This is a genomic window from Polaromonas glacialis (assembly GCF_000709345.1).
In the GTDB taxonomy this organism is placed as follows: domain Bacteria; phylum Pseudomonadota; class Gammaproteobacteria; order Burkholderiales; family Burkholderiaceae_C; genus Polaromonas; species Polaromonas glacialis.
This window is the reverse complement of the sequence record NZ_KL448323.1, coordinates 1,691,947-1,718,369: the sequence shown is the minus strand read 5'-3', so window position 1 is coordinate 1,718,369 and position 26,423 is coordinate 1,691,947. Positions and strand designations below refer to the sequence as shown.

Below are 26,423 nucleotides of genomic sequence, written 5' to 3'. Positions count from 1 at the left end.
ATTAAAAATGACCCAGCAACACGACAACCTGATCGGCGGCCAGTGGCTCGCCGGCACCGGCTACACGCCCAACATCAACCCGTCCGACCTGCTTGATGTGATCGGCGACTACACCCAGGCCAGCGCCGAGCAGTTAGATGCCGCCGTGCATGCCGCCCGCGCCGCCTTTCCCGCCTGGTCCGTGTCCAGCATCCAGGCCCGGGCCGACGCGCTCGACAAGATCGGCACCGAAATCCTGGTGCGCCGCGAGGAACTCGGCACGCTGCTGGCCAGGGAAGAAGGCAAGACCAAGCTAGAGGGCATTGGCGAAGCCGCCAGAGCCGGCAACATCTTCAAGTTCTTTGCCGGCGAATGCCTGCGCCTGACTGGCGAGGTCGTTCCCTCGGTGCGCCCCGGCATCGGCGTGGAAATCACCCGCGAGCCGGTTGGCGTCGTCGGCATCATCACGCCGTGGAATTTCCCGATTGCCATTCCGGCCTGGAAAATCGCCCCCGCGCTGGCCTACGGCAACTGCGTCGTCATGAAACCGGCTGATCTGGTGCCGGGCTGCGCCTGGGCGCTGGCCGAGATCATCAGCCGCAGCGGCATTCCGGCCGGCGTGTTCAACCTGGTGATGGGCCGGGGCAGCGTGATTGGCGACCCGCTGGTCAACCATCCGGGCGTGGACGCCATCAGCTTCACCGGCTCGCAAGGCGTGGGCGCGCGCATTGCCCAGCAGTGCGCGGTCAATCTCAAGAAGGTGCAGCTGGAAATGGGCGGCAAGAACCCGCAGGTCATCCTGGACGACGCCGACCTGGCGCAGGCGGTCGAACTCAGCGTGCAAAGCGCGTTTTTCTCGACCGGCCAGCGCTGCACCGCGTCGAGCCGGCTGATCGTCACCGAAGGCATCTACCCGAAATTCGTCGAAGCCATGAAGGCCCGCATGGCCACGCTGAAGGTCGGCGACGCGCTGGCCGCCGGCATCGACATCGGCCCGGTGTCCTCGCTGTCGCAGCTGGAGCAGGATTTGTCCTATGTGGACATTGGCCAGAAGGAAGGCGCCGTGCTGCTGGCTGGCGGCGAACGCCTGAAGCTGTCGACCGACGGCTTTTTCATGGCCCCGGCCCTGCTGACCGATACCACGGCCGGCATGCGCATCAACCGCGAGGAAGTGTTCGGCCCGGTCGCCAGCATCATCCGCGTCAAGGGCTACGAAGAAGCGCTGTTTGAAGCCAACAACACGCCCTTCGGCCTGGCCGCCGGCATCGCCACGACCAGCCTGAAGTACGCAACGCATTTCAAGCGCCACAGCCAGGCCGGCATGGTGATGGTGAATTTGCCCACCGCCGGCGTCGATTACCACGTGCCGTTTGGCGGCCGCAAGGGTTCGAGCTACGGCCCGCGCGAGCAGGGCCGCTATGCGCAGGAGTTCTACACCGTCGTCAAGACCGCCTACACGCTGGCCTGAGGCGCCGGGACGGCATTCACCCTGCCTTGCATCACGACATTCAACATGCAAGGCAGTCTTGTGCTACTAAATTAATAGCTGCTTGCGCATGCAGGACGTGCGGAAACGTCCTATTTGATGATTAAAAATGGTTTGCGGGTCGCAGCAAGGACGCGCAACACAAGCCGCCCATCCATTCGTCAACAGCCAGGCCATCGCAAGGCGGCCGGCGGAAAAAGAAAGGAATCCATGACACAAGCCACCCCTTATCAACCTTTTCCGAACAGCCTCAAGCAGCGCCTGCTCGCCGGCAAGCGGCTGATCGGTTGCTGGTCGTCGCTGTCCAGCGCCATCACCACCGAGGCGCTGGGCGTGGCCGGTTTCGACTGGATATTGCTCGACGGCGAACACTCGCCCAACGATGTCTCGACCTTCATCCCGCAGCTGATGGCGCTGAAAGACAGCGTCAGCGCGCCGGTCGTGCGGCCCACCTGCAACGATGCGGTGGAGATCAAGCGCCTGCTCGACGCCGGTTTCTACAATTTCCTGATTCCCTTCGTCGAAAGTGTCGATGGCGCGCGCCGCGCCGTGGCAGCGACGCGCTACCCGCCGCAGGGCATTCGCGGCGTGTCGGTTTCGCAGCGCAGCAACCGCTACGGCACGATTCCCGACTACTTCACGACGGTGAACCAGCACATGTGCGTGATGGTGCAGATCGAGAACCTGGCGGGCGCCGCCGCCGCCCGCGACATTGCCGCGCAGGGCGGCGTGGACTGCCTGTTCGTCGGGCCATCGGATTTGGCCGCCGGCATGGGCCACATCGGCAACGCCGGCCATCCGGACGTGCAGGCCGTCATCGCGGCGGTGTTTGCCGACGCGAAAGCCTGCGGCAAACCGTCAGGCATCCTGGCGCCGGTCGAGGCGGACGCCCGCCGCTACCTGGCGATGGGCGCGACGTTTGTCGGCGTCGGCAGCGACCTGGGCGCCTTCCGCTCGGCCACGCAGGCCTTGTGCGACCGCTACCGCGACTGAGCATTCAATCTTTTTTAATTTTCTGACTGGAGTATTGCCATGAGCAAGCTTGGATTTATCGGCCTGGGCATCATGGGCGCGCCCATGGCCGCCCACCTGATCGCAGCGGGGCATGAAGTGTTCCTCAACACCCGCAGCCAGGTTCCCGCCGACCTGCTGACCGGCCAGGCCACAGCCTGCGATTCGGCCAGGGAAGTCGCTGAAAAAGCCGACATCATCTTCCTGATGCTGCCCGACACGCCGGATGTCGCCAAGGTGCTGTTCGGCGACGACGGCGTGGCCGCCGGCCTGAGCCCGGGCAAGACCGTCGCGGACATGAGTTCCATCTCGCCGATGGAAACCAAGGAATTCGCGCAAAAGATCAATGCGCTCGGCTGCGACTACCTCGATGCGCCCGTCTCGGGCGGCGAAGTCGGCGCCAAGGCCGGCAGCCTGACCATCATGGTCGGCGGCCCCGAGGCGACTTTCGAGCAGGTCAAGCCTTTGTTCGAACTGATGGGCAAGAACATCACGCTGGTCGGCGGCAGCGGCGACGGCCAGACCTGCAAGGTCGCCAACCAGATCATCGTGGCGCTGAACATTGCCGCCGTCGGCGAAGCCCTGCTGTTTGCCAGCAAGGCCGGCGCCGACCCGGCCAAGGTGCGCGAGGCGCTGATGGGCGGATTTGCCGCGTCGCGCATCCTGGAAGTGCATGGCGAACGCATGATCAAGCGCACCTTCAACCCGGGCTTTCGCATCGGACTGCACCAGAAGGACCTGGGGCTGGCGCTGGCCGGTGCCAAAACGCTGGGCGTGGCGCTGCCGCAGACCGCCGGGGCGGCGCAGCTGATGCAGGTCTGCGCCGCAAACGGCATGGCTGACCTGGACCATTCGGCGCTGGTGCGCAGCCTGGAAATCATGGCCAACCACACGGTCGCCTGAGCCGGCGCCTCATTTGAAACATTCAGGAGTACAACGCATGTCCCTCAACCGACGTGACCTCATCGGCGCTTCACTGGCCCTCGGGCTGGGTGCCGCCAGCGCGCAGTCGCCCAACTGGCCGGCCAAGCCGATCCGCATCGTGGTGCCGTACCCGCCGGGCGGCTCCTCGGACATCATTGCCCGCTCTATCGCCCAGCCGCTGTCGGAAGCGCTCAAGCAGTCGGTCATCGTCGAGAACAAGGCAGGCGCCAACGGCAATCTGGGCGCCGATTACGTCGCCAAGTCGGCGCCCGACGGCTACACGCTGCTGCTGTGCGACACCGGCGCACTGGCCATCAGCCCGTCGGTCTATACCAAGCTGCCGTTCGATCCGGCCAAGGACCTGCGCGGCGTGACCATGCTGGCGTATTCGCCGCATTTGCTGGTGGTCCATCCTTCGGTGCCGGCCAGCAACCTGAAGGAACTGGTGGCGCTGTCGAAGAAAACCGAGCTGAACTTCGCCGTCACCGCCATGGGCAGCGCGCCGCACCTGGCTGGCGTGGCGGTCGAGCGCGCCAGCGGCGCCAAATGGCAGTACATCCCGTACAAAGGCGGCTCGCAGGCGATCACCGACACGATTGCCGGGCAAACGCAGGTGCTGATGAACGGCATGCTGGCGACCTTGCCGTTCGTGCAGAGCGGCAAGCTCAAGATATTGGGCGTTTCCAAGAGCAGCCGCATGCCGCTGATCGGCAATGTGCCGACGCTGGCCGAGCAGGGGCTGACCAACTTCGAGTCCGGCACCTGGCAAGGCATCCTGGTGGCCAATGGCACGCCGCCCGCGATCCTGAACCGCCTGAATGCCGAACTGATCAAGATCATCCGCCATCCCGACATCCGCGCCAAGCTGGCCGGGCAGGGCGCCGAAGTGGTGACCATGACGCCGGTGCAGCAGGACGAATTCTTCAACCGCGAAAAAGCCCGCTGGGCCAAGGTCGTCGAGCAGGCCAGCATCAAGCTGGACTGAAAACGCCTGATGTTTATAGTGAAAATGGCACTTTGCGCATGCACTGCGGGCATGGAGGGCTACTGATTTAATAGCGGGATGTTCATCCTGGCCTGCGCGGCGTCTGGGGCGTTGGATACTGCGGACGGGGAAACCTGAACATCGGGAATTCAGGCGCCGGCGTGCTGCGGATGCGGTTGCGGTAGTACTGCGTCCAGCCGATGGACTGGCGGATTGCTTCCTCGGGCACCCGGTAGGCGCGGCCGTCGCCCAGCAGGCCGCGACCCGTCAGGTCGATGCGCCAGCCTGCCGGAACCGTGGCCGGCGCGGGCTCCAGGGTGCGGGCCTCGCCCTCGACCACGGTGATCTGCAGGTAAGCGCCCGCCGGCATCACGGAATAGGCCACCTTGCTGAACTGCTGGCTTTTGGTGCCCAGCGATTCGACGCAGGCATTGGACTTGTCGACAAAAATCCGGCCGCTGCGAAACAGGCTGACCACCAGGCAGTTCAGGTCCTGGAACAGGCTGGGGTCGGTGTTTTCGTCGATTTCGATATAGCCGCCGTTCCAGAAATCGATCTTCATGCGCGTTCCCGGTCCGGTGTAGAAGCGGTCGCCGGCCAGCAGCGCCTGGCCCAGCTGGGCGGGCTGGCCGGCGCCATGGTTGCCCCGGTCGACAAACGCATTCGGTCCCTCGATGGAAGTGATGCGGCCGACCGGGCGCAGCACCGGCGGCCCCTGTCCCTGGCCGGGCGTGGGCGTGGGCGTGGGCGGCAGCGGCGCGCAGGCCGGCAGCAGCGCCAGCAGCAGGGCCAGGCTGAAGCGGCTGGACGGACGGGGAATGCGGGGCAGGGTCATTTGGCTCCTCCTTCGGGAACTAAAAACAGGTTGGCCTGGCCCGTCACCTGAAGTCGGGCAATGGTTTCGCTTGGAAACCACACGGCTTTTCGCTCGGCGGGAAGCCACAGCAACAGGCTTTTGTCGTTGCGCGTCATGAGGTTGCCGCTGGCCAGCGCACCGTCCTTGAATTCAAGGCTGGCCACCGGATAGACCGCCGCCCGCACCAGGATGCCGAAGGCAATCGGCAGCAAGAGCGTGTACACCATTCCATAGACGGCCAGCACCAGCCGGCAGGCCCGCGCCAGCATCTCGGGCCGGATGGCTGCGGTGAAGGAAAACGACGCGCCGATGGCGATCAGCAGCACCAGGTAGCCGTCGAGCAGGCGCCGGAACTCGGCCAGCAGGAAGACATTGCAGCGCTCGCCCTGCATCAGGAGCGAAGCCGCCACGGCCGGCGGCAATCCGCTGCCAGCCACCGGGATCAAGGCCCGGCATTCCGCCGTGGCCTGCGCGCCGGTGCGAAACAGCAGACTGTCGATGCGCCCCAGCGCCAGCAGCGGGTAGAAAAAACGGTCGGTGTGCGCAATCAGCAAGACCACCAGCGCCGTCAGCAGCAGCGTGCCCTTGAGCGACGGGCGCGCCGCAGCCAGCGCGGCGCGCCGTTGGGCCAGCCATTCGCCCGCACGCCGCCCACCTCGGGCCAGCGGCCCGATTTCGCCCAGAAGCGCCAGCAACACCAGCACGCCGACGCCTCCGGCGCCCAGGGCCAGCACCATCTGCAGCAGGTGGGCCGTGACGGCGAAAAAGAAGCGCGCGCCCTCCAGCAGCATGTCTTCGTGCTTGAAGTCCACCACGCGGCCAAGCCCGAGCATCGTCAGGTGGGCATGAAAGGCGTAGTAGCCGGTGGCATAGCAGATGGCCGTCAGCGCGGCCAGCGCACCGCCGAGCCAGGCAATCGATTCCTTGAGCCGCGCAAGCAGTTCCATGGCCGCCACCCCGATGTGTTTCAAGCCGGTCCGGCAGGCTTGTCGCGTGCTCATCAGTGCCAGGGTCGATGGCGGGCTGCGGCGGGCACCGGCCGGATGCCTGCCAACTCTATACGCACAGCCGCTGGATGTCGGCATTCCAGGCGGCAGAAAGTTTCGCTGATCGGGTAACTGATGTTACGCAGTGAAGCGGGTGGAGCGCTTTCAAAGCCATTGACGAGGAGCAAGCCGGCCGGCCGGTCCGCCCGCTACAGCAATGCCGCCAGCCGCGTTCCCTGGTCGATTGCCCGCTTGGCGTCGAGTTCGCCGGCCTCGTCGGCGCCGCCAATCAGGTGCGTCTTCATGCCGGCGGCGCGCAGCGGCTCCAGCAGCTCGCGCAGCGGCTCCTGGCCGGCGCACAGGACGATATGGTCCACTTCGATCACGCTGGCGTTTTCGCGTTTGGAGCCCTGCGTGATGAACAGGCCTACGCCTGAGCCGTGATCGCCAATGCGCTCGTAGTTCACGCCCGAGACCATTTCGACGTTTTTCATCTTCAGCGCCGCCCGGTGAATCCAGCCGGTGGTCTTGCCCAGGCCGGCACCCATCTTGCCGGCCTTGCGTTGCAGCAGCGTGACCTGACGCGCCGGCGGTGTGATGTGCGGACGCACCACGCCACCGCGCACCGTGCCGGGGTCGGCCACGCCCCATTCGGCCAGCCAGGCCGGCAGGTCCAGCGCCGTCGAATGGCCCGGCGGCGTGACCAGAAACTCGGCGACGTCAAAGCCGATGCCGCCCGCGCCGATCAGCGCCACACGCTCGCCAACCGCCTGGCGGCCACGCAGCACGTCGATGTAGCTCAGCACCCGGGGATGCTCCTGGCCGGCAATGCGCGGGTTGCGCGGCGTGACGCCGGTGGCCAGGATGACCTCGTCAAAGCGCTCCAGCACCAGTTCGGCCGCTTCCACGCGGGTGTTCAGCCGCAGCGTGATGCCGGTTTGTTCAAGGCGGCGGCCGAAGTAGCGCAGGGTTTCAGCAAACTCTTCCTTGCCGGGAACGCGCCGGGCCAGGTTGAACTGGCCGCCGATCTCGCCCGCGGCATCGAACAGCGTCACGTAGTGGCCGCGCCCGGCCAGCGTCGTGGCGGCTGCCAGGCCGGCGGGGCCGGCGCCCACCACCGCCACGCGTTTTCTGGCCGGGGCCATGCGGATGAGCAGTTCGGTTTCATGCCCGGCGCGGGGGTTGACCAGGCAGCTCGCCAGTTTGGCCTTGAACGCATGGTCCAGGCAGGCCTGGTTGCAGGCGATGCAGGTGTTGATGTCCTGGCTGCGGCCCTGCGCGGCTTTGTTGACGAATTCCGGGTCGGCCAGGAAAGGCCGCGCCATGCTGAACATGTCGGCGCAGCCGTCCGCCAGCACCTGCTCGGCGACTTCGGGCATGTTCAGCCGGTTGCTGGTGATGACCGGAATCGTCAAACCAGCGGCGCGCAGTTCGGTGCGCAGCTTTTTGGTGACCCAGGTGAAGGCGCCGCGCGGCACCGAGGTGGCAATCGTCGGCACGCGCGCCTCATGCCAGCCGATGCCGCTGTTGATCAGGGTGGCGCCTGCCGCCTCGACGGCCTTGGCGAGCTGCACCACCTCCGTCCAGCTGCTGCCGTCCGGAATCAGGTCGATCAGCGACAGGCGGTAGATCAGGATGAAGTCCGGCCCGACGGCTTCGCGCGTGCGCCGCACGATCTCGACGGCAAGCCGCATCCGGTTGGCATAGCTGCCGCCCCAGTCGTCGGTGCGCTGGTTGGTGTGGGTGACCAGGAACTGGTTGATCAGGTAGCCTTCGCTGCCCATGATCTCGACGCCGTCGTAGCCGGCCTCGCGCGCCAGCTGGGCGCAGCGGACGAAGGCGCGGATTTGCCGCTCGATGCCGCCGGCGCTCAGCGCGTAAGGCGTGAACGGTGAAATCGGGCTCTGGATGCGCGACGGCGCGACGCACAGCGGGTGGTAGCCGTAGCGGCCGGTGTGCAAAATTTGCAGCGCAATCTTGCCGCCCTCCAGATGCACCGCATCGGTGACCTGCCTGTGGCGCCGCGCCGCGCCCGAGGTGACGAGCATGCCGGCAAACGGCTTGGTCCAGCCGGCGATGTTGGGCGCAAAGCCGCCGGTCACCATCAGCCCGACGCCGCCGCGCGCGCGTTCGGCAAAGTAGGCGGCCATGGCGGGAAAATGCTTGCGGCCGTCTTCCAGCCCGGTGTGCATGCTGCCCATCAGCACCCGGTTTTTCAGCGTGGTGAAGCCCAGGTCGAGCGGCGCCAGCAGGTGCGGGAAGGCAGGTGGGTTAGCAGAAGTGGGTAGGGCCAAGTGCAGTCTCCGGGTCAGGGGGGTGGACTGCATGGTAGCCGCTGGAAAAGTGGAAAAGGGCCTTGGGCAGCGCTGGCGGTGCTCCAGGTGACACGCCTCACCGCGCCTGCGGGAAAACCCTGACGGGATATTCAGGCAGCGTGTGAACTATGAAAATAATAGCTGCATACGCCCGTTGTTATTGCGCTAGAGGCATATTTTGATCGCATTGGCGGCTTCGGTGACGAGCGCCGGGCCTTTGTAGATCAGGCCGGTGTAGATCTGCACCACGTCGGCGCCGGCCTTGATCTTGGACACCGCGTCCAGCCCGCTCATCACGCCGCCCACGCCGATGATGGGAAAGCCCTTGCCCAGCGCGGCGCGCAACTGGCCGATGACGCGGTTGCTGGCTTCAAGCACTGGCGCGCCGCTCAGGCCGCCGGCTTCATCGGCGTGCCGCAGGCCCTTGACGGCGTCGCGGCTCAGCGTGGTGTTGGTGGCGACCACGCCGTCCATGGCGTGGCGTTTCAGCGTGGCGGCAATCACTTCGACCTGCGCGTCGTCCAGGTCGGGTGCAATCTTGACGAAGATCGGCACGCGCTTGCCATGTTGACGGGCCAAGACTTCGCGGCGCTCGGCGATGCGGCCGAGCAGCGCGTCCAGCGCCTCGTCGCTTTGCAGCGCGCGCAGGTTCTTGGTGTTGGGGCTGGAAATATTGACGGTCACGTAGTCGGCATGCGGGTACACGCCGTCGAGGCAGATCAGGTAGTCGTCCACCGCGTTTTCCATCGGCGTGGCGGCGTTCTTGCCAATGTTCAGGCCCAGCAGCAGCGTGCTTTTCGCGCCTGGCTTGCGAACGCTCGACTTCTGCACGTTGGCCAGAAAGGCGTCCAGCCCGTCGTTGTTGAAGCCCAGCCGATTGATCAGCGCGCGGGCTTCGGGCAGGCGGAACATGCGCGGCTTCGGGTTGCCCGGCTGGGCCTTGGGCGTCACCGTGCCAACCTCGACAAAGCCGAAACCCATGGCGGCCAGGCCGTCGATGCAGCGGGCGTTCTTGTCCAGTCCGGCGGCCATGCCCACCCGGTTGGGAAAGCTCAGGCCGGCAAGCTGGACCGGGTCGCTGACCCGCGTGCCGCAATACAGGGCTGACAGCGGCGTGCCCTGGGTGCGCGCCAGTGACGCCATGGTCAGGTCATGGGCGGTTTCGGGATCAAGCCCGAATAAAAAGGGACGGGCCAGGGCGTAGGGAAGCAGGGACATTGGATAATTCGGGCAGAGAGCGGTGGATGTGCGCGGGTCTGGCAAAGCGCCGTGGCCCGCAAGGCATGAGCCCTGATTGTCGCAAAACCCGTTTCACTCCAACCCATTGACGCAAGGCACCCCATGACCCAAGACGAACTCAAAACCCTGGTCGGCCAAGCCGCCCTGTATTACGTCGAGGACGGCAGCATCGTCGGCGTCGGCACCGGCTCGACCGTCAACAAGTTCATCGATGCGCTGGCCACCATGAAGGACCGGATTCAAGGGGCCGTGTCCAGCTCGAACGCCTCGACCGAGCGGCTGCAAGCGCTGGGCATCAAGGTGTTCGACGCCGCCGAGGTGGACGAACTGGCGGTGTACATCGACGGCGCCGACGAGATCGACCACGCCGGCAACATGGTCAAGGGCGGCGGCGCGGCGCTGACGCGCGAAAAGATCGTCGCGGCCCAGTCGCGCCGGTTCATCTGCATCGCCGACAAGTCCAAATATGTCGCCACGCTGGGCGGCTTTCCGCTGCCGGTCGAGGTCATTCCCATGGCCGCCCGGCGCATTGCGCGCCAGTTCGAAGCGATGGGCGGCGCGGCCACCGTGCGCCACAAGAACGGCCAGCCGCTGGTGACCGACAACGGCCAGCACATCCTGGACGTGACTGGTCTGAAGATCGCCGAGCCGCTGGCCTTCGAGTCGCTGGTCAGCCAGTGGCCCGGCGTGGTGACGGTCGGCGTGTTTGCCTTCCAGAAGGCGCATGTGTGCCTGCTGGGAACCGACGAGGGCGTTGAAACCCTGGTGTTCTGACCGCATTTGCCTTTTCAAGGCGCCATGCCCCTTGCCTCCATCCGCCAGGAGTCGCGATCAGTGCCCTGCAAGCCGCTTGTCCGCCCGGAAGCCATGACATGAGTCTGCTTGAACGATTGCGCGCCCGCATCCCGACCCGTGAGCAGATCAGCCGCAACCGCTGGCTGGCCTGGCTCGGCCCGTGGCTGGACCAGCCCAAGCTCTGGCACTGGTCCCGGCGCGGCGTGGCGATGGGCGTGGCCGTGGGCGTCTTTTTTGGTCTCTTGATTCCGGTTGCGCAGATTCCGCTCTCGGTGGGCGCGGCCATGCTGCTGCGCGCCAACGTTCCGGCTGCCGTGGCCAGCACGCTGGTCAGCAATCCGCTGACCTTCGCGCCAATTTACTACGGCGCCTACCGGCTGGGCGTCTGGGTCACGGGTGAGAAGGTGCCGCCAAGGGAGATCGAAGTCATCGGCACGCAGGAAATCGAAAACACCCTGAACCTGTGGCAGCGCATCGCCGCGCTGGGCAAGCCGCTGGTGGTCGGGCTGTGCATCACCGCCGTGCTGATGGGGCTGCTCAGCTATGGATTGATCTCGCTGGTATGGCGATGGCGGACGGTGTCGAAACGGCGCAGCAGAATGCGTTGAGGCCTGCCTGCCGCCGACCATGGTTTTTTCGACTTTCCCGGCCGCAACCTTTGCGCCCAGCGTAATGAATCCACGGCAAGGTTCATTGATCCGGCCAGCCCGCTCGAATATGGTTGCTTTCAAAGCGATTTTATGGAGCAAGCATGCAGACTCAACCCAGCAACCGGTCGTGGGATACCCGCCGGACCGAAAAGAAACGGCGCCTGGCGCGCGCCGCCGCCTTCACCGACGGGCGGGTGGTTCCAACCGCCGACATTGTTTCCTTCCTTGAATCGCTGATTGCGCCGGGCGACCGCGTGGTGCTGGAGGGCAACAACCAGAAGCAGGCCGATTTCCTGTCGCGTTCGCTGGCCCAGGTTGATCCGGCGCGCGTCAATGGCCTGCACATGATCATCCCCAGCGTCAGCCGCGCCGAGCACCTGGACCTGTTTGAAAGCGGCATTGCCCGCAAGCTCGATTTTTCCTACGCAGGCTCGCAGAGCCTGCGCATCTCGCAGCTGCTTGAAGACGGGCAGTTAGAGATCGGCGCCATCCACACCTACATCGAGCTGTATGCGCGCCTGTACATCGACCTGACGCCGAACGTCGTGCTGATCGCCGGCTTCACGGCCGACCGCGCCGGCAACCTCTACACCGGCGCCAGCACCGAGGACACACCCGCGCTGGTCGAGGCAGCGACCTTTCGCGACGGCATCGTGATCGCGCAGGTCAACGAGATCGTGGACGACGTGGGCGACCTGCCGCGCGTCGATATTCCGGGTTCGTGGATCGACTTCGTGGTCAAGGCCGACAAGCCGTTTTTCATCGAGCCGCTGTTCACCCGCGACCCGCGCCTGATCAAGCCGGTGCATATCCTGATGGCGATGATGGCGATTCGCGGCATCTACGAGCGCCACCAGGTGCAGTCGCTCAACCACGGCATCGGCTTCAACACCGCCGCGATCGAACTGATCTTGCCGACCTACGGCGAGTCGCTCGGGCTCAAGGGCAAGATCTGCCGCCACTGGGCGCTCAACCCGCACCCTTCGCTGATCCCGGCCATCGAGTCGGGCTGGGTCGAGAGCGTGCATTCCTTCGGCGGCGAACTGGGCATGGAAAAGTACGTCGCGGCGCGGCCCGATGTGTTCTTCACCGGCGCCGACGGCTCGATGCGCTCGAACCGCGCGCTGTGCCAGCTCGCCGGCCAGTACGCGGTGGACCTGTTCATCGGCTCGACGCTGCAGATCGACGGCGACGGCCATTCCTCGACCGTCACGCGGGGCCGGCTGTCGGGCTTTGGCGGCGCGCCCAACATGGGCCACCAACCCGGCGGCCGCCGCCACTGCACGCCCGCCTGGCTGGACATGCTGCAGACCGACAGCCCGCTGGAGAAGGGCCGCAAGCTGGTGGTGCAGATGGTCGAGACCTTCCAGGCCGGTGGCAAGCCGACCTTTGTCGAGGAACTCGACGCGGTGCAAGTCGCCAAGGATTCGGGCATGGCGCTGGCGCCGGTGATGATCTACGGCGACGACGTGACGCATGTCCTGACCGAGGAAGGCATTGCCTATCTCTACAAGGCGCAGTCGCTGGAGCAGCGCCGCGCGATGATTGCCGCCGTGGCGGGCGTCACGCCCATCGGCTTGCGGCACGACCCGGCCCAGACGCGCCGCATGCGCAGCGAAGGGCTTATTGCGCTGCCCGAAGACCTGGGCGTGAACCGCTCCGAAGCCACGCGCTCGCTGCTAGCGGCCAAGAGCATGGCCGATCTGGTGGACTGGTCGGGCGGGCTGTACGAGCCGCCGGCCCGGTTCAGGAGCTGGTGATGGCGGCGCTGGACCTTGCATTTTCCCCGGCGCAGGGCGGCTCGACCTGGCTGGCCGCGCAGGCGGTGGGCGCGCTGCTCGATGAAGTGCGGCTGACGCCCAAGCCGGGGCTGGTGGACCGCCGGGGCCGGGGCGCCCACACCGACCTGGACCTGGACCTGATGTGCCGCTCGGCCCGCGCGCTGACGCCGGCATTCGCTGAAATGGCCGAGGCCGCCTGCGCTGCCGGTGCGCCCACGCTGGCGCTGCGCGAATCGCTGGGCCGGCTTGGCCGCGAAGCCGAGGCGGCCATGATGAAGGCCACGCAGGGCATCAACACCCATAGAGGCGCGATCTGGGCGATGGGCCTGCTGGTGGCGGGCGCAGCGATGGATCTGGAGGCGGCCAGCCCGGCGCGAACGGCGCGGCTTGCCGCCACCATCGCCCAACTGCCGGATCGCCACGCACCGCGTGTAACCGGCAACAAGGGCGAACGCGCCTGCCGCGACTTTGGCGTGGCCGGCGCGCGCGGCCAGGCGCAGGCTGGCTTTCCGCAGGTCATCGAGCGCGGTCTGCCCGAGCTGCAGCGCAGCCGCTCACGCGGCGACAGCGAGACGGCATCCCGGCTCAATGCGCTGCTGGCCATTCTGAGTGGCCTGGACGACACCTGCGTGCTGTCCCGGGCCGGGCCGGCCGCGCTGCGGGCGCTGCAAGACGATGCCGCCGCCGTGCTGGCCGGAGGCGGCGTGGCCAGCCTGACGGGCCGGCGTCTGTTGCATCAGCTCGATGCACGAGCGCTGGCCTTGAATGCCTCGCCGGGCGGTGCGGCCGATCTGCTGGCCGCTACCTTGTTCCTCGATCGCCTGGACCTTCGGGTCCGCAGGCCTTCACTTTTTTGAAAGCTTCTATGGAAACCTTTGATTTTCAGTACCAGGCGGGGCAGCCCGCTGGCGGGCGAGTGATGGTCGGCGTGGTTGGCTCCGGCGACCTCGAAGTGCTGCTGGAGCCGGGCACGCCGGGGCAGACCCGCGTCCGCGTGACGACATCGGTCAATGGCTATGGCGCAGTCTGGCAGGCGCAGCTTGACCGGCTGTTCAAGGCCGATGCGCAGGGATGGCCTGCGGTAGCGCTTGAGATCAATGACTTTGGCGCGACGCCGGGCGTGGTCGGCATGCGCGTGGCGCAGGCTTTCCAGGCACTGGGCGACGCTGCGGCAGGAGAAGCATCATGAGCAATTCACCCTTGAGCCTGATGGGGCAAGGCAGCTTTGTCGAACTCGACGCCCGCGCCCGGGTGCGCGCGCTGCTCGATGCCGGAACGTTTCGCGAACTCATCGACCCGTTCGAGCGCGTGACCTCGCCGTGGCTGGCGCGGCAGGGCGTGGTCACGCAATCGGACGACGGCGTGGTAGTCGGCAAGGGTCGGATCGACGGCCAGCCGGCCGTCGTGCTGGCGATTGAAGGCGCGTTCCAGGGCGGCAGCCTGGGCGAGGTCGGCGGCGCAAAAATAGCCGGCGCGCTGGAACTGGCCGCCGGGGACAACCGCCAGGGCGTGCCGACGCGCGCCGTGATCCTGTTTGAAACCGGCGGCGTGCGCCTGCAGGAGGCCAACCTGGGCCTGGCCGCGATTGCCGAGATCCATTCGGCGATTGTCGATTTGCGGCAATACCAGCCGGTCATCGGCGTGGTGGCCGGCAGCGTGGGCTGCTTCGGCGGCATGTCGATTGCCGCCGGCCTGTGCAGCTACCTGGTGGTCACGCGCGAGGCGCGGCTGGGCCTGAACGGGCCGCAGGTCATCGAGCAGGAAGCCGGCATCGCCGAATACGATTCGCGCGACCGGCCGTTCATCTGGAGTTTCACCGGGGGCGAGCAGCGTTTTCGCACCGGGCTGGTCGATGCCTATGTTCAGGACGACACCACGGAAATCCGCAATACCGTCGTCGGTCTGCTGCGGCGTGGCCGGCCCAAGGTCGAGCGCAGCGACCAGTACGGCCTGTACCTCGAACGGCTGGCGTCTTACGACGCGAGTGTCCAGGCCACGCCCGACATCGTGCGGCAGGTCTATTACGTCAACCACGTCAACAGCGCAGGAGCCAAGCATGAATGAAAACCCTTTGAGCCGTGGCGCCACCTGGCTGGCCGCCCTGACCGGCAACACCACTGGCCTGCCCGGCTACCCGCCGTCGGTGCGCGTGGTGGACGCGCCGCTGGCGGGCCAGCCGGCGCGTTACATCGCGGTCGTGCCGGACGCCGAAAGCAGCTACCCGCGCGCCCGCACCGGCGAGACCGGACTGATCGAAGGCTGGGCGCTGGCGCAGGCCGTGCACGAGGCCATCGCGGCGGATCGAGACGGCGCCAAACGCGCCATCGTCGCGGTGATCGACGTCAGCAGCCAAGCCTATGGCCGGCGCGAGGAGGCCTTTGGCATCCACCAGGCGCTGGCCGGCGCGGCCGGGGCCTATGCGCAGGCGCGCCAGCACGGCCACCCGGTGATCGGCCTGATCGTCGGCAAGGCCATGTCCGGCGCCTTCCTGGCCCACGGCTACCAGGCCAACCGGCTGATTGCGCTGAAGGACGACGGCGTGATGGTGCATGCGATGGGCAAGGCCGCCGCCGCCCGCGTGACGCTGCGCAGCGTCGAGGACCTGGAGCGGCTGGCGGCCGACGTGCCGCCGATGGCCTACGACATTGCCAGTTACGCCACGTTGGGCTTGCTGTGGAAGCTGGTGGACGTGGACAGCGCCGAACAGCCGTCGGCCGCCGACGTGGAGCTGGTGCATGGCGCGCTCGTGGCCGCGCTGGACAATATCAAGACCGACCCCGCGCCTGACTTGCGCAGCCGCCTGGGCGGCGCCAACCGGCAGGCGTCAACGCTGGTGCGCGAGAAGCTGCGCGCGCAATGGTGAAGGGGTGACTTCGCCGGCCACGCTCGATCCTGGCTACAGGCCGCACGATTTGCTGTGGCTGGAAGATGCGTCAGCACTGATTTTTTCAGGAGCGCCGCCGCCGTGGGCCACGCCGGCCTGGCTTGCCGTGGCGCCGGTCGTGGTGCGCCGGGCCACGCTGGCCGATCCGGCCCAAGTGCCGGTGGGGCTGCGCGGCAGCACGCGCAGCAAGCGCTGCGCGGCACGGCTGTCGGCTCGCGACGTCGTGCGGGTGCTCAAACCGGAGGAAATTGCACGCAGCGCGGCAGGCCGTGCCCGGGTGCACGAATCGCCGCTGGCCTGCCTGCAGGCGCTGGCCCGGCTCGGCCCCGCGCTGGATGCCCTGCCGCTGGCGTGGGGCGTGACCGGCGGCGTCGGCTTTTCGCTGGCCAGCGGCCTTGACGTGCTGCGCCCCGACAGCGACCTGGACCTGATCCTGCGCGCGCCGCTGGCGACCGATGCCGATGCGCTGCGCGCGGCCGCCCAGCTGCTGCGCAATGTCGCGGCGCGCGTCGATGCGCAGGTCGAGACGCCGTTCGGCGCCTTTGCCTTGCAGGAATGGGTTCGCACCGGCGGGCCGGTCCTGCTCAAGACCAGCGGTGGCCCGATCCTGACCGATGACGCCTGGTCGGTTCCGGATGTGGCTTTTTTCGATGCCGCCTGCCGCGCCATGCCGGCATGAGCATCCTGTTCACCTTTCCGGGCCAGGGCGCGCAACGCGCCGGCATGCTGCATACGCTGCCGCGGAACGCGCTCGTTCGCGAGGTGATGGACGAAGCCAGCGACGTGCTGGGCCGTGACGCGCTGGCGCTGGACAGCGCCGAGGCGCTGCGCTCGTCGGTCGCGGTCCAGCTCGCCTTGCTGATCGCCGGCGTTGCCACGGCACGCCACCTGATCCACGAGGCCGGTCCGCCCGACGCTGTCGCCGGCCTGTCTGTGGGTGCTTATCCGGCGGCGGTGGTGGCGTCGGTGCTGTCCTATGCCGATGCGCTGCGGCAGGTCGAGCGGCGCGCCCGGCTGATGGAGGCGGCCTATCCCGGCGGCTACGGCATGACCGCGATCCTGGGCCTGGAGCGGGCCGCGCTGGAGCCGCTCATCGCCCGAATTCATTCCCCCAAATCGCCCGTGTACCTGGCCAACATCAATGCCCCGACGCAACTGGTGATTGCCGGCGAACACGCCGCCATGGCGCGCGTGGCCGAACTGGCCCAGACGCTGGGCGCCTACGCCGCCAAGCCGGTGGCGATCAGTGTCCCGTCGCATTGCCCGCTGCTCGATGCGCCGGCCGCCGAACTGGCGCTGGCCTTTGCCGGCGTGCCGGTGGCCGCGCCGCGCCTGCGCTACTTCAGCGCCAGCCTGGGCCGCGCGCTGGCGTCGCCCGCCCGCATCGCCGACGACCTGGCGCGCAACATGGCCTTGCCGGTGAAATGGCACGACACCACCGTGCTGGCCCACGAGCAGGGCGTTCGCCTGAGCGTGGAAATGCCGCCGGGCAGCGTGCTGACCAAGCTCGGCGCGCTGGCGTTTCCCGAGGCCCTGTCGGTGGCCGCCGCCGACACGCGCTCCGACACCCTGGCGGTCCTGATGGCGCGGGAGCGGCAGCGCGAACAATAGGCATCGGGGTGAATGGATGCGGAAGATGGATGTAGAAACGCCGCCGGCTCTGCAAAAGCACGGCGGCGTGAGCCATGGGGTTCAACGCCGTGAAGGGGGCTGCTCCAGCCTGGAGCACGTCCGGTTTTAACGAGCCCGCAACTTTTAAGCATCAAATAGGCCTCTTGCGCAGGTGTAGGCTGCGCAAGAGGCTATCAATTCAGTAGCGGAAAGCCGTCAGTCGCCTTGAACGCCGTGATGAACGATCAGGTTGAATTCGCATTACCCGATCAACGCCCGGGTGGCGAAGAACAGCACCGACGGCCCCATCAGGCAACCCAGTCCGGTATAAAAAGTCGAGGTCATGGCGCCGTAGGGCACCAGCTTGGGGTCCACCGCCGCCAGGCCGCCGCAGACGCCGCTGGTGGTGCCCATCATGCCGCCGAAAACCATGGCCGTGCGCGGATTGTCCAGGCCGATGTACTTGGCAAAGAAAGGCGTGCCGATCATGACCATCACCGACTTCACCAGGCCCGCCGCGATGCTCAGCGCGATCAGCTCGGAGCTGGCGCCGATGGCCGCGCCGGTGACCGGCCCGACGATGTAGGTCACCGCGCCGGCGCCGATGGTGGCAATGCTGACCGCGTCGGTATAGCCGAAAGCCATTGCCACGGCACCGCCGACGACAAAGGACAGCACCACGCCCAGGAACAGCGAGACAATGCCGCTGACGCCGCACTTGCGCATGTCCGTCAGGGTGGCGCCATAGGCGGTTGACACAATGGCGAAGTCGCGCAGCATGGCGCCGCCCAGCAGCCCGACGCCGCTCAGCAGCTTGAGGTCCACCACGCCGTTCTTGCCGCCGGTCACGACGCCGCCGATGTAGGCCATCAGCAGCCCCAGCATGATGGCCAGGGCCGAACCCTGCAGGTGGCCGCGTGTCAGCCGCGCCGACAGCACGTACGACACCCACATCGTGATGCCCACGACCGCGAAAGCCGTCAGCAGCCCGTTCTTGACGAGCACGTTGGTCAACGTGTCAAGCGTGCCGGTCATGCTGTTTCCCCTGGGCGGTGCTGGCCGGACGGCTGCTGCTCTGCCAACTGCGGTTTAGGCCTGCCGATGCGGTCGATGACCGGAATCAGCGCGAAGCAGACCACAGTCGCCAGGGCGCCGGCGATGAGGGCCATCGGGCCTCCCTTGATCGCGCCCAGCACGTTTTGCTGCGCCGCCATGGCCACCACGATCGGGATGTACATGGCCGTCCAGAAAGCCACGCCCTGCGACGACTGCTGCACGAAGCGGCCGCGGCCCTTGAGATGCTCGGAAACAAACAGCAGCAGAAGCATCGCGAAACCGACGCCCCCCACATTCGCCTTGACACCGATTGCCGCGCCCAGCAGGTCGCCGATCAGTACTCCGAGCAAGGTACAGATGGACAGCAGCGCTACCCCGTAGATGATCATGATGCTTGTCTCCTTTGTGCGGCCTGTGCGGCCGGATAGTCGAAACCGGGTCCCGCACGAGCCGGAAGGCTTGCCGCGTTGGCTTCTTGGCCGCAACTTTATCGGCGGCGTCAAGGCAGATCAATTAACGCGCTGGCGTCACGATTTCAGTGGATGAAACAGTCGAGGGTTAACCCTGAAGTCACGCTAGCGCCTGCCTGGACAGGCGGCAGACCGACGCCAGGGCCAGCAGGTTGGGGTCGCGCTCGCGGGTGCGCAGGAAGTTCAGGCCGATGTGCTGGCGCATCAGGAACCTGGGCTGCAGCGGGATCAGCTGCACTTTGTTGGGAATCACGTCGCGCACCCGGCCCGGCAGCAGCGTGCAGCCAATGCCGCCGCTGACCAGGTTCATCAGCGAGAAGATGTCGCCTACCTTCATGGCGATGTTGGGCGTGAAGCCGGCAACGCGAAAGGCTTCGATGAAGCCCGAGTAGGTGGCAAAGCCCTCGGTCAGGCTGACAAAGCGCTCGTCGGCGCAGGAGCTCAGGTCCACGGAGTTCAGGTTCGCGTAGCGGGAGCCGACGGGGGCTGCAAAGTAGATGTCGTCGTCGAACAGCGCAATGGATTCAATGTCGGCCTCGCCTTCTGGCACCGTCATCAGGGTCGCATCGACCACGCCCTGCCTGAGCTTTTGCAGCAGGTCGGCATTCGAGCCCAGAATCAGTTCGGTCTGCAATTCGGGCTTGCGCAGCTTGAGGCCCATGATGAGCGTGGGCACGGTCTTGATGGTGAGCGAATAGAGCGAGCCAATCCTGATGCTGTCGGCCGCATAGCCACCGGCCTGCCGGGTCGCGTTGATGCCGTTGGCCATCAGCTTGAGCACGTCGCGCGCCACTTCGGCCAGCACCTGTGCGGCATCGGTGGGCAACAGGTTGCGGCCTTCGTGGCGGAACAGGTTGCAGCGCACCCCTTCTTCGAGCGAATGCAGCGCGCGATGCACGCTGACCGTGCTGACATCGAGCAGCTCGGCCGCACGCGACAGGTTGCCGGTTTCCATATAGGCCAGCAAAACCTCCAGCTTGCGGAAGGTAATTTCTTCGCTGATACGGTGGTGCATGGCGGTCTTTCTGAGCCGTATTGTGCCAAATGTACAGCGCAAAACCATCGGACATGACGCCGCTGTTACCCGGCGCCATTGCGGAAATCGTCAGGCAGAAACTAGATTTCGCTGACCTTGTTCAGAATTTGATGCCGGCCGGGTTGCTGCTGTCGGCGGGTGTCTGTACCGGACGTGCGGCAGGGGTTTTCACTGCCGCTTTCGGCGCGTTGCCTTCGCCAGAAGGGGGCGCTGCCGGTAAAGTCGCAGCCGTTACCAATGGCACTGGCGCAGGCATTCGGTAGCCGGACAGCAAGGTTGACGACTTCGGATAGCCGGCGGCGTTCAGGAACTGGGTCCATTCCGCATCCGAAAAGCCCTTGAGCTGCTGGCTGCCAATGGTCAGGAAGGGCAGTGACGCTTCACCGCTCAGGCGCTGCAGCGCTTCGGTGTCGGCGGCCGTCCTGACGGTCTTTTCGCTGAACGGGACGCCCCGGCTGGTCAGTAGCGAGCGGCCCGCGCCGCAGGGTGCGCAGTTGTCGCCGGTGTACAAAACTACCGGGTATTTGAGCGCCACCTGGCGGAGTTCGAACGGCAGGCCGGCCGCGACGGCAGCGCCGCCTGGCGTGTCGGCACTGTCTTCGCTGACTTTGGCGCCGTTGACCGGGACGGACGGCAGCCGGTCGGAAAATGTCACCTTGCCATCGGGTCCGACGATGCGGTAAACCTGCTGGGCCTGCGCCTGCAATGCAGTCACGGCACCGGCTGCCAGCACCAGCGCCAGCAATGCCCTGGATGCAGAAAAACACAATGCTCTTGATTTCATGGGGTCGGTCCGGTTCTGCCAAGCATGTTCAGCATGCGGCTCAAGCCATGCCCTGATGGCGCAGCAAGGCGTCAAGTGAAGGTTCGCGGCCCCGAAAAGCCTTGAACGATTCCATGGCCGGACGGCTTCCGCCGGCTTCCAGGATGGCCGTGCGGTATTTCCTGCCGGCTTGCACGCTGACCGTCGATTTGTCGCTTCCGGCTTCGTCGTTGGCGGCTGCGGTTTCTTCAAAGGCCGCATAGGCGTCGGCCGACAGCACTTCAGCCCACTTGTAGCTGTAGTAGCCGGCCGCGTAGCCGCCGGAAAAAATATGGCTGAAGGTGTGCGCCGTGCGGCTGTAGGCCGGGGCGGAAATCACAGCCACTTCGCGGCGCACCTCGTTGAGCAGGCCCATCAGGTCTTCTTCGGGGTTGTGCGAGGTGTGCAGCAGCATGTCGAACAGCGAGAACTCGACCTGGCGCAGCGTCTGCATGCCGCTCTGGAAGTTCTTGGCAGCCAGCATCTTGTCGAACAACGCGCGCGGTAGCGGCTCGCCGGTCTCGACATGCGCCGTCATCTGCCTGAGCACTTCCCACTCCCAGCAGAAGTTTTCCATGAACTGGCTTGGCAGCTCGACCGCATCCCATTCGACGCCGCTGATGCCCGAGACATCGTGTTCGTTGACCTGCGTGAGCATGTGGTGCAGGCCGTGGCCGAATTCGTGAAACAGCGTGGTGACGTTGTCGTGTGTCAGCAGGGCCGGCTTGCCGCCCGCGCCTTCGGCGAAATTGCAGACCAGGTGCGCCACCGGCGTTTGCAGCTTGCCGGTGTCGGGGCGCAACCAGCGGGCGCGCACATCGTCCATCCAGGCGCCGCCGCGTTTGCCGGTGCGTGCCGGCTGGTCAAGGTAGAACTGGCCGACCAGCTGGCCGTCGCGCTCGATGCGGTAAAAAGCCACGCCGGGTTTCCAGACCGGCGCTGAATCCTCGCGAATCTGCACCTCGAACAGGGTTTCGACAATAGTGAACAGGCCCGCCAGCACCTTGGGCGCGGTGAAGTACTGCTTGACTTCCTGCTCGCTGAAGGCGTAGCGCGCTTCCTTGAGCTTTTCGCCGATGTAGGCATAGTCCCAGGGCTGGGGGTCGGTCTGGTTGAGTTTCTCTTCCGCGAACCTGCGCAGGTCGGCAATGTCCTTTTCTGCATAGGGCCGGGCGCGCCGGGCCAGGTCGCGCAGGAAGGTCACGACTTCTTCAGGTGACTTGGCCATCTTGGCCACCACCGAGACTTCGCCGAAATTCTGGTAGCCCAGTAGTCGGGATTCTTCCTGGCGCAAGGCCAGGATCTCGCGCATCACGGCGCTGTTGTCGAACTGGCTGAATTCGGCCGGCGCCTGGTCGCTGGCACGCGTGGTGTAGGCCTTGTAGAGCTTTTCGCGCAAGGCGCTGCTTTCGGCGAACTGCATCACTGGCAGGTAGCTGGGCATTTTCAGGCTGAGCCGGTAGCCGGCCTTGCCTTCGGCTTCGGCCTGCGCCTTGGCGGTTTCAAGCACGTCTTCTGGAATGCCAGCCACTTCGTCATCAGTGGCGTAGTAGGCAAAGACATCGGTGGCGTCGAGCGAGTTTTCGCTGAATTTCTGGCTGAGTTCGGCCTGTCGCTCCTGGATTTGCGCGAATCGCTCCTTGGCGGCACCCGACAGTTCGGCACCCGAGAGCACAAAGTTGCGGATGGCGTTCTTGTGCGCCTGGCGCTGCTCGTCGTTCAGGCTGGCCACGTCGATGGCCTTGTACTTGGCATACAGGCGTTCGTCGGCACCCAGGCGGGTCCAGAATTCGGTGACGCGGGGCAGGGCGGCGTTGTAGGCGGCACGCAGCTCGGGCGTGTCCGCCACGCTGTTGAGGTGGCTGACGGCGCCCCAGGCGCGGCCCAGGTTTTCGGTCGCCACGTCGAGCACGCCGGCAATGCCGCTCCAGGTCGCCGCAAAGTCGGCGGCCGTGACCTGCGCCAGCGCCGTTTCAGCCTTGGCGAGCAAGTCGTCCATCGCCGGGCCAACGTGCTCGGGCAGGATCTGGTCAAACAGGGGTAGGTCGGAGAAATCGAGGAGTGGATTGGTCATCAGGTCTAGCTGTGGGCGGGTGGGTTAAATCTAAAGGCTGCCGGCGTGTTTTTGGTCATGAAAACGCAAAACCGACCAGCGAGGTCGGTTGAGGTCTTGGAGCCAGTTCAGTCTTGCGAGCGTTTCTTGACGCTGACCTGCTGCCTGGGCTTGGCGCGCTTGACGCTGCCGCCCGGGGTGAGGCGCTGGTTACCGAGCACGCGCAGGGTCTTGACTTCCGGCCGCTGGCCGTAGCGCGAGCTGTTCTTGAGGACCTTGACATCGCGCGGGCCGGCCATGCGGTCTTCGCTGACTTTTTTCTCCTTTTCGGGAACCGGCCGCCAGAACACCAGCAGCTTGCCGATGTGCTGGATGGGCGCGGCGTCGAGTTCCTCGGCCAGTGAGCGGAACATGTCTTCGCGGCCTGCGCGGTCGTCGGACTGGACCCGTACCTTGATCAGGCCATGGGCGCTCAAGGCGGCGTCGATTTCCTTTTTCACGTTGTCGGTGAGGCCGTCGGAGCCGATCATCACGACGGCATTGAGATGGTGCGCTTCAGCGCGGTGGTCTTTGCGCTGGGCAGGGGTAAGTTGTATTTGAGCCATGCGCAATTATCGGTGGTGTCGGGAAGACGACAATAGGCCCATGAAAGTAAATGCCAAGTCAGATCACAAACTGCTGCCCAAATCGACCACCAAGGTCGCCGCCAAGGGTGATGCAAAAGGTAAAAAAGTCAACAAGGCGTGGCTGCACGACCATATCAACGACCCCTATGTGAAGCAGGCCCGCAAGGAGGGCTACCGCGCCCGCGCGGCCTTCAAGCTCAAGGAAATGGATGAAACACTGGGTCTGGTCAAGCCCGGCGACTGCGTGGTCGACCTGGGCAGCACGCCGGGCGCCTGGAGCCAGTATGTGCGGCGCAAGCTCTCGCCGACTGGCGCCGCCGCGGGGGCGCTCAATGGCCGCATCATCGCGCTGGACCTGTTGCCCATGGAGCCGATCGAAGGCGTGTCCTTCATCCAGGGCGACTTTCGGGAACCCGACGTGCTGGAAAAACTAGAGCAGGCCTTGCGCTCGGAGCAGGGCGCCGTCAAGGTGGACCTGGTGATTTCGGACATGGCGCCCAACCTGTCCGGCATCGAGTCGGTGGACGCGGCGCGAATTGCCCATCTCGTCGAACTGGCGGTGGAGTTTGCCCAGTCCCGCATGAAACCCGATGGCTCGCTGGTCGTCAAGCTGTTTCACGGCAGCGGCTATGACGATCTGGTCAAGCTTTTCCAGGCCAGCTTCAAGGTGGTCAAGCGCATGAAGCCCAAGGCTTCGCGTTCAAATTCCTCTGAAACCTTCTTGGTGGGCAAGAGCCTGAAAAATGTGACGTGAAGATGAAATATCCGCTTAAATCCGTGCCGTGCAAAGGGATGCAAAGCCTTAATCGTCGGTTCAGCCTCTTGAAACGCCTAAAATGAGGCGCATGTGCCATGCAATCGGTTTTGGATTCATATATCGGAGCAGTCCTTGAATAATCAGTGGTTTTCTAAAGTAGCAATCTGGCTGGTCATTGCCATGGTGCTTTTCACCGTGTTCAAGCAATTCGACACACGGGCCGGCACCGGCTCCAATTACTTGGGTTACTCCGAGTTTCTTGAAGAGGTTCGCGGCAAGCGCATCAAGGCGGCAACCATTGCCGAAGGTCAGGGCGGCACTGAAATCGTGGCCACCACGACCGATGACCGCAAAATCCGGACTACGGCCACTTACTTGGATCGCGGCCTGATTGGCGACCTGATCGCCAACGACGTGAAGTTCGATGTCAAGGCGCGTGAAGAAGGCTCCTTGCTCATGACGCTGCTGGTCAGTTGGGGGCCAATGCTGCTCTTGATTGGCGTGTGGGTGTATTTCATGCGGCAAATGCAGGGTGGCGGCAAGGGAGGTGCCTTCAGTTTTGGCAAATCCAAGGCGCGCATGCTCGATGAATCGACCAACACCGTGACGTTCGCCGACGTGGCAGGCTGCGACGAGGCGAAGGAAGAAGTCAAGGAAGTGGTCGATTTCCTGAAAGACCCGGCCAAGTTCCAGAAACTCGGCGGCCGTATTCCGCGCGGCCTGTTGCTGGTCGGCCCTCCAGGCACCGGTAAAACATTGCTCGCCAAGGGCATCGCCGGTGAAGCCAAGGTTCCTTTTTTCTCGATTTCCGGATCCGATTTCGTTGAAATGTTTGTCGGCGTGGGCGCTGCCCGTGTTCGCGACATGTTCGACAATGCCAAGAAAAATGCGCCCTGCATCATCTTCATCGACGAAATCGATGCCGTGGGCCGCCAGCGTGGCGCCGGTGTCGGCGGAGGCAATGACGAACGCGAGCAGACCCTCAACCAGATGCTGGTCGAGATGGACGGGTTTGAAACCAATGTCGGCGTGATTGTCGTGGCTGCCACCAACCGTCCTGACATTCTGGATGCCGCCTTGCTGCGACCCGGTCGTTTTGACCGCCAGGTGTATGTCACGCTGCCCGACATTCGCGGTCGCGAGCAGATTCTCAATGTCCACATGCGCAAGGTTCCGCTCGGCCAGGACGTGAACCCCAGCGTGATCGCACGCGGCACGCCCGGCATGTCGGGCGCCGACCTGGCCAATCTCTGCAACGAAGCCGCCTTGATGGCCGCGCGCCGCAGTGCCCGCACGGTGGAAATGCAGGACTTTGAAAAGGCCAAGGATAAGATCCTCATGGGTCCCGAGCGCAAGAGCATGGTCATGCCCGAGGAAGAGCGACGCAACACGGCTTACCACGAGTCCGGCCACGCGCTGCTGGGCAAGATGCTGCCCAAGTGCGATCCGGTCCACAAGGTCACCATCATTCCGCGCGGCCGCGCCCTGGGTGTCACGATGAGCCTGCCGGCGCAGGACCGCTACAGCTATGACCGCGAATACATGCTCAGCCAGATCAGCATGCTGTTCGGTGGCCGCATCGCCGAGGAAGTGTTCATGAACCAGATGACCACCGGCGCGAGCAACGACTTCGAGCGCGCCACGGCGCTGGCCCGCGACATGGTCACGCGCTACGGCATGACGGACGCGCTCGGCCCCATGGTCTATGCAGAGAACGAAGGCGAAGTGTTCCTGGGCCGGTCGGTGACCAAGACCAACAACATGAGCGAAGCGACGCTGCAAAAGGTCGATACCGAGGTGCGCCGCATCATTGACCAGCAATACGACCTGGCGCGCAAGCTGATCGAAGGCAACAAGGACAAGATGCACGCGATGGCCAAAGCCTTGCTGGAATGGGAAACCATTGATGTCGAACAGATGGACGACATCATGGCCGGCAAGGAGCCGCGTCCTCCGAAAGACTGGACGCCGCGCAATCCTTCCGTCGGCAGCGGCGGCAATGGCCCCAGTGGCGGCAGCCCTGCGGTCACGACAGACCCGGCGCCCAACGCCGCCTGATTGAATTGACTCGTTCAATTCGCCAGACATCCTAGAAACCGGGGCCAGTCCCCGGTTTTTCTT

25 protein-coding genes are annotated in these 26,423 nt (G+C 65.4%); 15 read left to right on the top strand and 10 right to left on the bottom strand.

Annotation, left to right across the window (positions count from 1 at the left end; translation table 11 throughout):
• Positions 1-7: 7 nt before the first annotated feature.
• From EC86_RS0108535 to EC86_RS0108520, 4 genes are all read left to right on the top strand, one after another.
• The gene (locus EC86_RS0108535; RefSeq protein ID WP_029525244.1) at positions 8-1,447 is read left to right on the top strand and encodes an aldehyde dehydrogenase family protein; all 1,440 of its coding nucleotides are present in this window, start codon (positions 8-10) and stop codon (positions 1,445-1,447) included.
• 228 nt (positions 1,448-1,675) lie between these two features.
• A complete protein-coding gene (gene garL / locus EC86_RS0108530; protein WP_029525243.1) occupies positions 1,676-2,458 on the top strand; it encodes a 2-dehydro-3-deoxyglucarate aldolase in 783 nt (260 codons plus the stop codon).
• Positions 2,459-2,497: 39 nt separating this feature from the next.
• Positions 2,498-3,379: a 2-hydroxy-3-oxopropionate reductase gene (glxR, locus tag EC86_RS0108525; protein ID WP_029525242.1), complete on the top strand. Its 882-nt coding sequence runs from the start codon at positions 2,498-2,500 to the stop codon at positions 3,377-3,379.
• A 37-nt stretch (positions 3,380-3,416) separates the two neighbouring features.
• Entirely contained in the window at positions 3,417-4,385 is a 969-nt protein-coding gene (locus EC86_RS0108520; RefSeq protein ID WP_029525241.1) for a Bug family tripartite tricarboxylate transporter substrate binding protein, read from the top strand.
• Between the two features lie 82 nt (positions 4,386-4,467).
• Here EC86_RS0108520 and EC86_RS0108515 read toward each other — a convergent pair whose 3' ends face one another.
• The 4 genes from EC86_RS0108515 to EC86_RS0108500 form a co-directional block, all read right to left on the bottom strand.
• A complete protein-coding gene (locus tag EC86_RS0108515; RefSeq protein WP_029525240.1) occupies positions 4,468-5,220 on the bottom strand; it encodes a FecR family protein in 753 nt (250 codons plus the stop codon).
• Complete coding sequence (locus tag EC86_RS0108510) at positions 5,217-6,242, bottom strand: hypothetical protein (RefSeq protein WP_156955261.1); 1,026 nt, start codon at positions 6,240-6,242, stop codon at positions 5,217-5,219. Before EC86_RS0108510 ends, EC86_RS0108515 begins: the two co-directional genes overlap by 4 nt.
• Positions 6,243-6,436: 194 nt before the next feature.
• Positions 6,437-8,554, bottom strand: coding sequence for an oxidoreductase (locus EC86_RS0108505; protein ID WP_084181235.1), 2,118 nt, complete (start codon positions 8,552-8,554; stop codon positions 6,437-6,439).
• A gap of 153 nt (positions 8,555-8,707) precedes the next feature.
• On the bottom strand, positions 8,708-9,760 hold the full coding sequence (locus EC86_RS0108500) for a quinone-dependent dihydroorotate dehydrogenase (RefSeq protein WP_029525237.1): 1,053 nt from the start codon (positions 9,758-9,760) through the stop codon (positions 8,708-8,710).
• Between the two features lie 123 nt (positions 9,761-9,883).
• On the opposite strand from EC86_RS0108500, the gene rpiA reads away from it, so the two are divergent.
• The 9 genes from rpiA to mdcH all read left to right on the top strand — a co-directional run bounded on the left by rpiA (position 9,884) and on the right by mdcH (position 17,502).
• Complete coding sequence (rpiA, locus tag EC86_RS0108495; RefSeq protein WP_029525236.1) at positions 9,884-10,555, top strand: ribose-5-phosphate isomerase RpiA; 672 nt, start codon at positions 9,884-9,886, stop codon at positions 10,553-10,555.
• Positions 10,556-10,653: 98 nt separating this feature from the next.
• Positions 10,654-11,184, top strand: a complete 531-nt coding sequence (locus EC86_RS0108490) for a DUF2062 domain-containing protein (RefSeq protein ID WP_029525235.1) — start codon at positions 10,654-10,656, stop codon at positions 11,182-11,184.
• A gap of 143 nt (positions 11,185-11,327) precedes the next feature.
• Entirely contained in the window at positions 11,328-12,986 is a 1,659-nt protein-coding gene (mdcA, locus tag EC86_RS0108485; RefSeq protein WP_029525234.1) for a malonate decarboxylase subunit alpha, read from the top strand.
• Positions 12,986-13,864, top strand: coding sequence for a triphosphoribosyl-dephospho-CoA synthase (locus EC86_RS0108480; RefSeq protein ID WP_029525233.1), 879 nt, complete (start codon positions 12,986-12,988; stop codon positions 13,862-13,864). The genes mdcA and EC86_RS0108480 overlap by 1 nt, the downstream gene beginning before the upstream one ends.
• 8 nt (positions 13,865-13,872) lie before the next feature.
• Positions 13,873-14,196 carry a malonate decarboxylase subunit delta gene (locus EC86_RS0108475; protein ID WP_029525232.1) on the top strand — a complete coding sequence of 108 codons (324 nt, stop codon included), beginning with the start codon at positions 13,873-13,875 and terminating at the stop codon, positions 14,194-14,196.
• Positions 14,193-15,071: a biotin-independent malonate decarboxylase subunit beta gene (locus EC86_RS0108470; protein WP_029525231.1), complete on the top strand. Its 879-nt coding sequence runs from the start codon at positions 14,193-14,195 to the stop codon at positions 15,069-15,071. Before EC86_RS0108475 ends, EC86_RS0108470 begins: the two co-directional genes overlap by 4 nt.
• The gene (gene mdcE, locus EC86_RS0108465) at positions 15,064-15,870 is read left to right on the top strand and encodes a biotin-independent malonate decarboxylase subunit gamma (protein WP_029525230.1); all 807 of its coding nucleotides are present in this window, start codon (positions 15,064-15,066) and stop codon (positions 15,868-15,870) included. Before EC86_RS0108470 ends, mdcE begins: the two co-directional genes overlap by 8 nt.
• Before the next feature lie 4 nt (positions 15,871-15,874).
• The gene (locus EC86_RS0108460; RefSeq protein ID WP_051675790.1) at positions 15,875-16,570 is read left to right on the top strand and encodes a malonate decarboxylase holo-ACP synthase; all 696 of its coding nucleotides are present in this window, start codon (positions 15,875-15,877) and stop codon (positions 16,568-16,570) included.
• Positions 16,567-17,502 carry a malonate decarboxylase subunit epsilon gene (gene mdcH / locus EC86_RS0108455; protein ID WP_029525228.1) on the top strand — a complete coding sequence of 312 codons (936 nt, stop codon included), beginning with the start codon at positions 16,567-16,569 and terminating at the stop codon, positions 17,500-17,502. The genes EC86_RS0108460 and mdcH overlap by 4 nt, the downstream gene beginning before the upstream one ends.
• A gap of 261 nt (positions 17,503-17,763) precedes the next feature.
• On the opposite strand, the gene madM is transcribed toward mdcH, so the two are convergent.
• The 6 genes from madM to EC86_RS0108425 all read right to left on the bottom strand — a co-directional run bounded on the left by madM (position 17,764) and on the right by EC86_RS0108425 (position 23,524).
• Entirely contained in the window at positions 17,764-18,537 is a 774-nt protein-coding gene (madM, locus tag EC86_RS0108450) for a malonate transporter subunit MadM (RefSeq protein WP_029525227.1), read from the bottom strand.
• Positions 18,534-18,947, bottom strand: coding sequence for a malonate transporter subunit MadL (gene madL / locus EC86_RS0108445; RefSeq protein ID WP_029525226.1), 414 nt, complete (start codon positions 18,945-18,947; stop codon positions 18,534-18,536). Before madL ends, madM begins: the two co-directional genes overlap by 4 nt.
• 181 nt (positions 18,948-19,128) lie before the next feature.
• Complete coding sequence (locus tag EC86_RS0108440; protein WP_029525225.1) at positions 19,129-20,043, bottom strand: LysR family transcriptional regulator; 915 nt, start codon at positions 20,041-20,043, stop codon at positions 19,129-19,131.
• Between the two features lie 121 nt (positions 20,044-20,164).
• Entirely contained in the window at positions 20,165-20,848 is a 684-nt protein-coding gene (locus tag EC86_RS0108435; RefSeq protein WP_029525224.1) for a glutaredoxin family protein, read from the bottom strand.
• 40 nt (positions 20,849-20,888) lie between these two features.
• A complete protein-coding gene (locus EC86_RS0108430) occupies positions 20,889-22,940 on the bottom strand; it encodes a M3 family metallopeptidase (protein ID WP_029525223.1) in 2,052 nt (683 codons plus the stop codon).
• 107 nt (positions 22,941-23,047) lie between these two features.
• Complete coding sequence (locus EC86_RS0108425) at positions 23,048-23,524, bottom strand: YhbY family RNA-binding protein (RefSeq protein WP_029525222.1); 477 nt, start codon at positions 23,522-23,524, stop codon at positions 23,048-23,050.
• Between the two features lie 40 nt (positions 23,525-23,564).
• Between EC86_RS0108425 and EC86_RS0108420 the strand changes: the two genes are divergently transcribed.
• A complete protein-coding gene (locus tag EC86_RS0108420) occupies positions 23,565-24,299 on the top strand; it encodes an RlmE family RNA methyltransferase (protein WP_029525221.1) in 735 nt (244 codons plus the stop codon).
• A gap of 135 nt (positions 24,300-24,434) precedes the next feature.
• Positions 24,435-26,360 carry an ATP-dependent zinc metalloprotease FtsH gene (ftsH, locus tag EC86_RS0108415; RefSeq protein WP_029525220.1) on the top strand — a complete coding sequence of 642 codons (1,926 nt, stop codon included), beginning with the start codon at positions 24,435-24,437 and terminating at the stop codon, positions 26,358-26,360.
• Positions 26,361-26,423 lie beyond the last annotated feature (63 nt).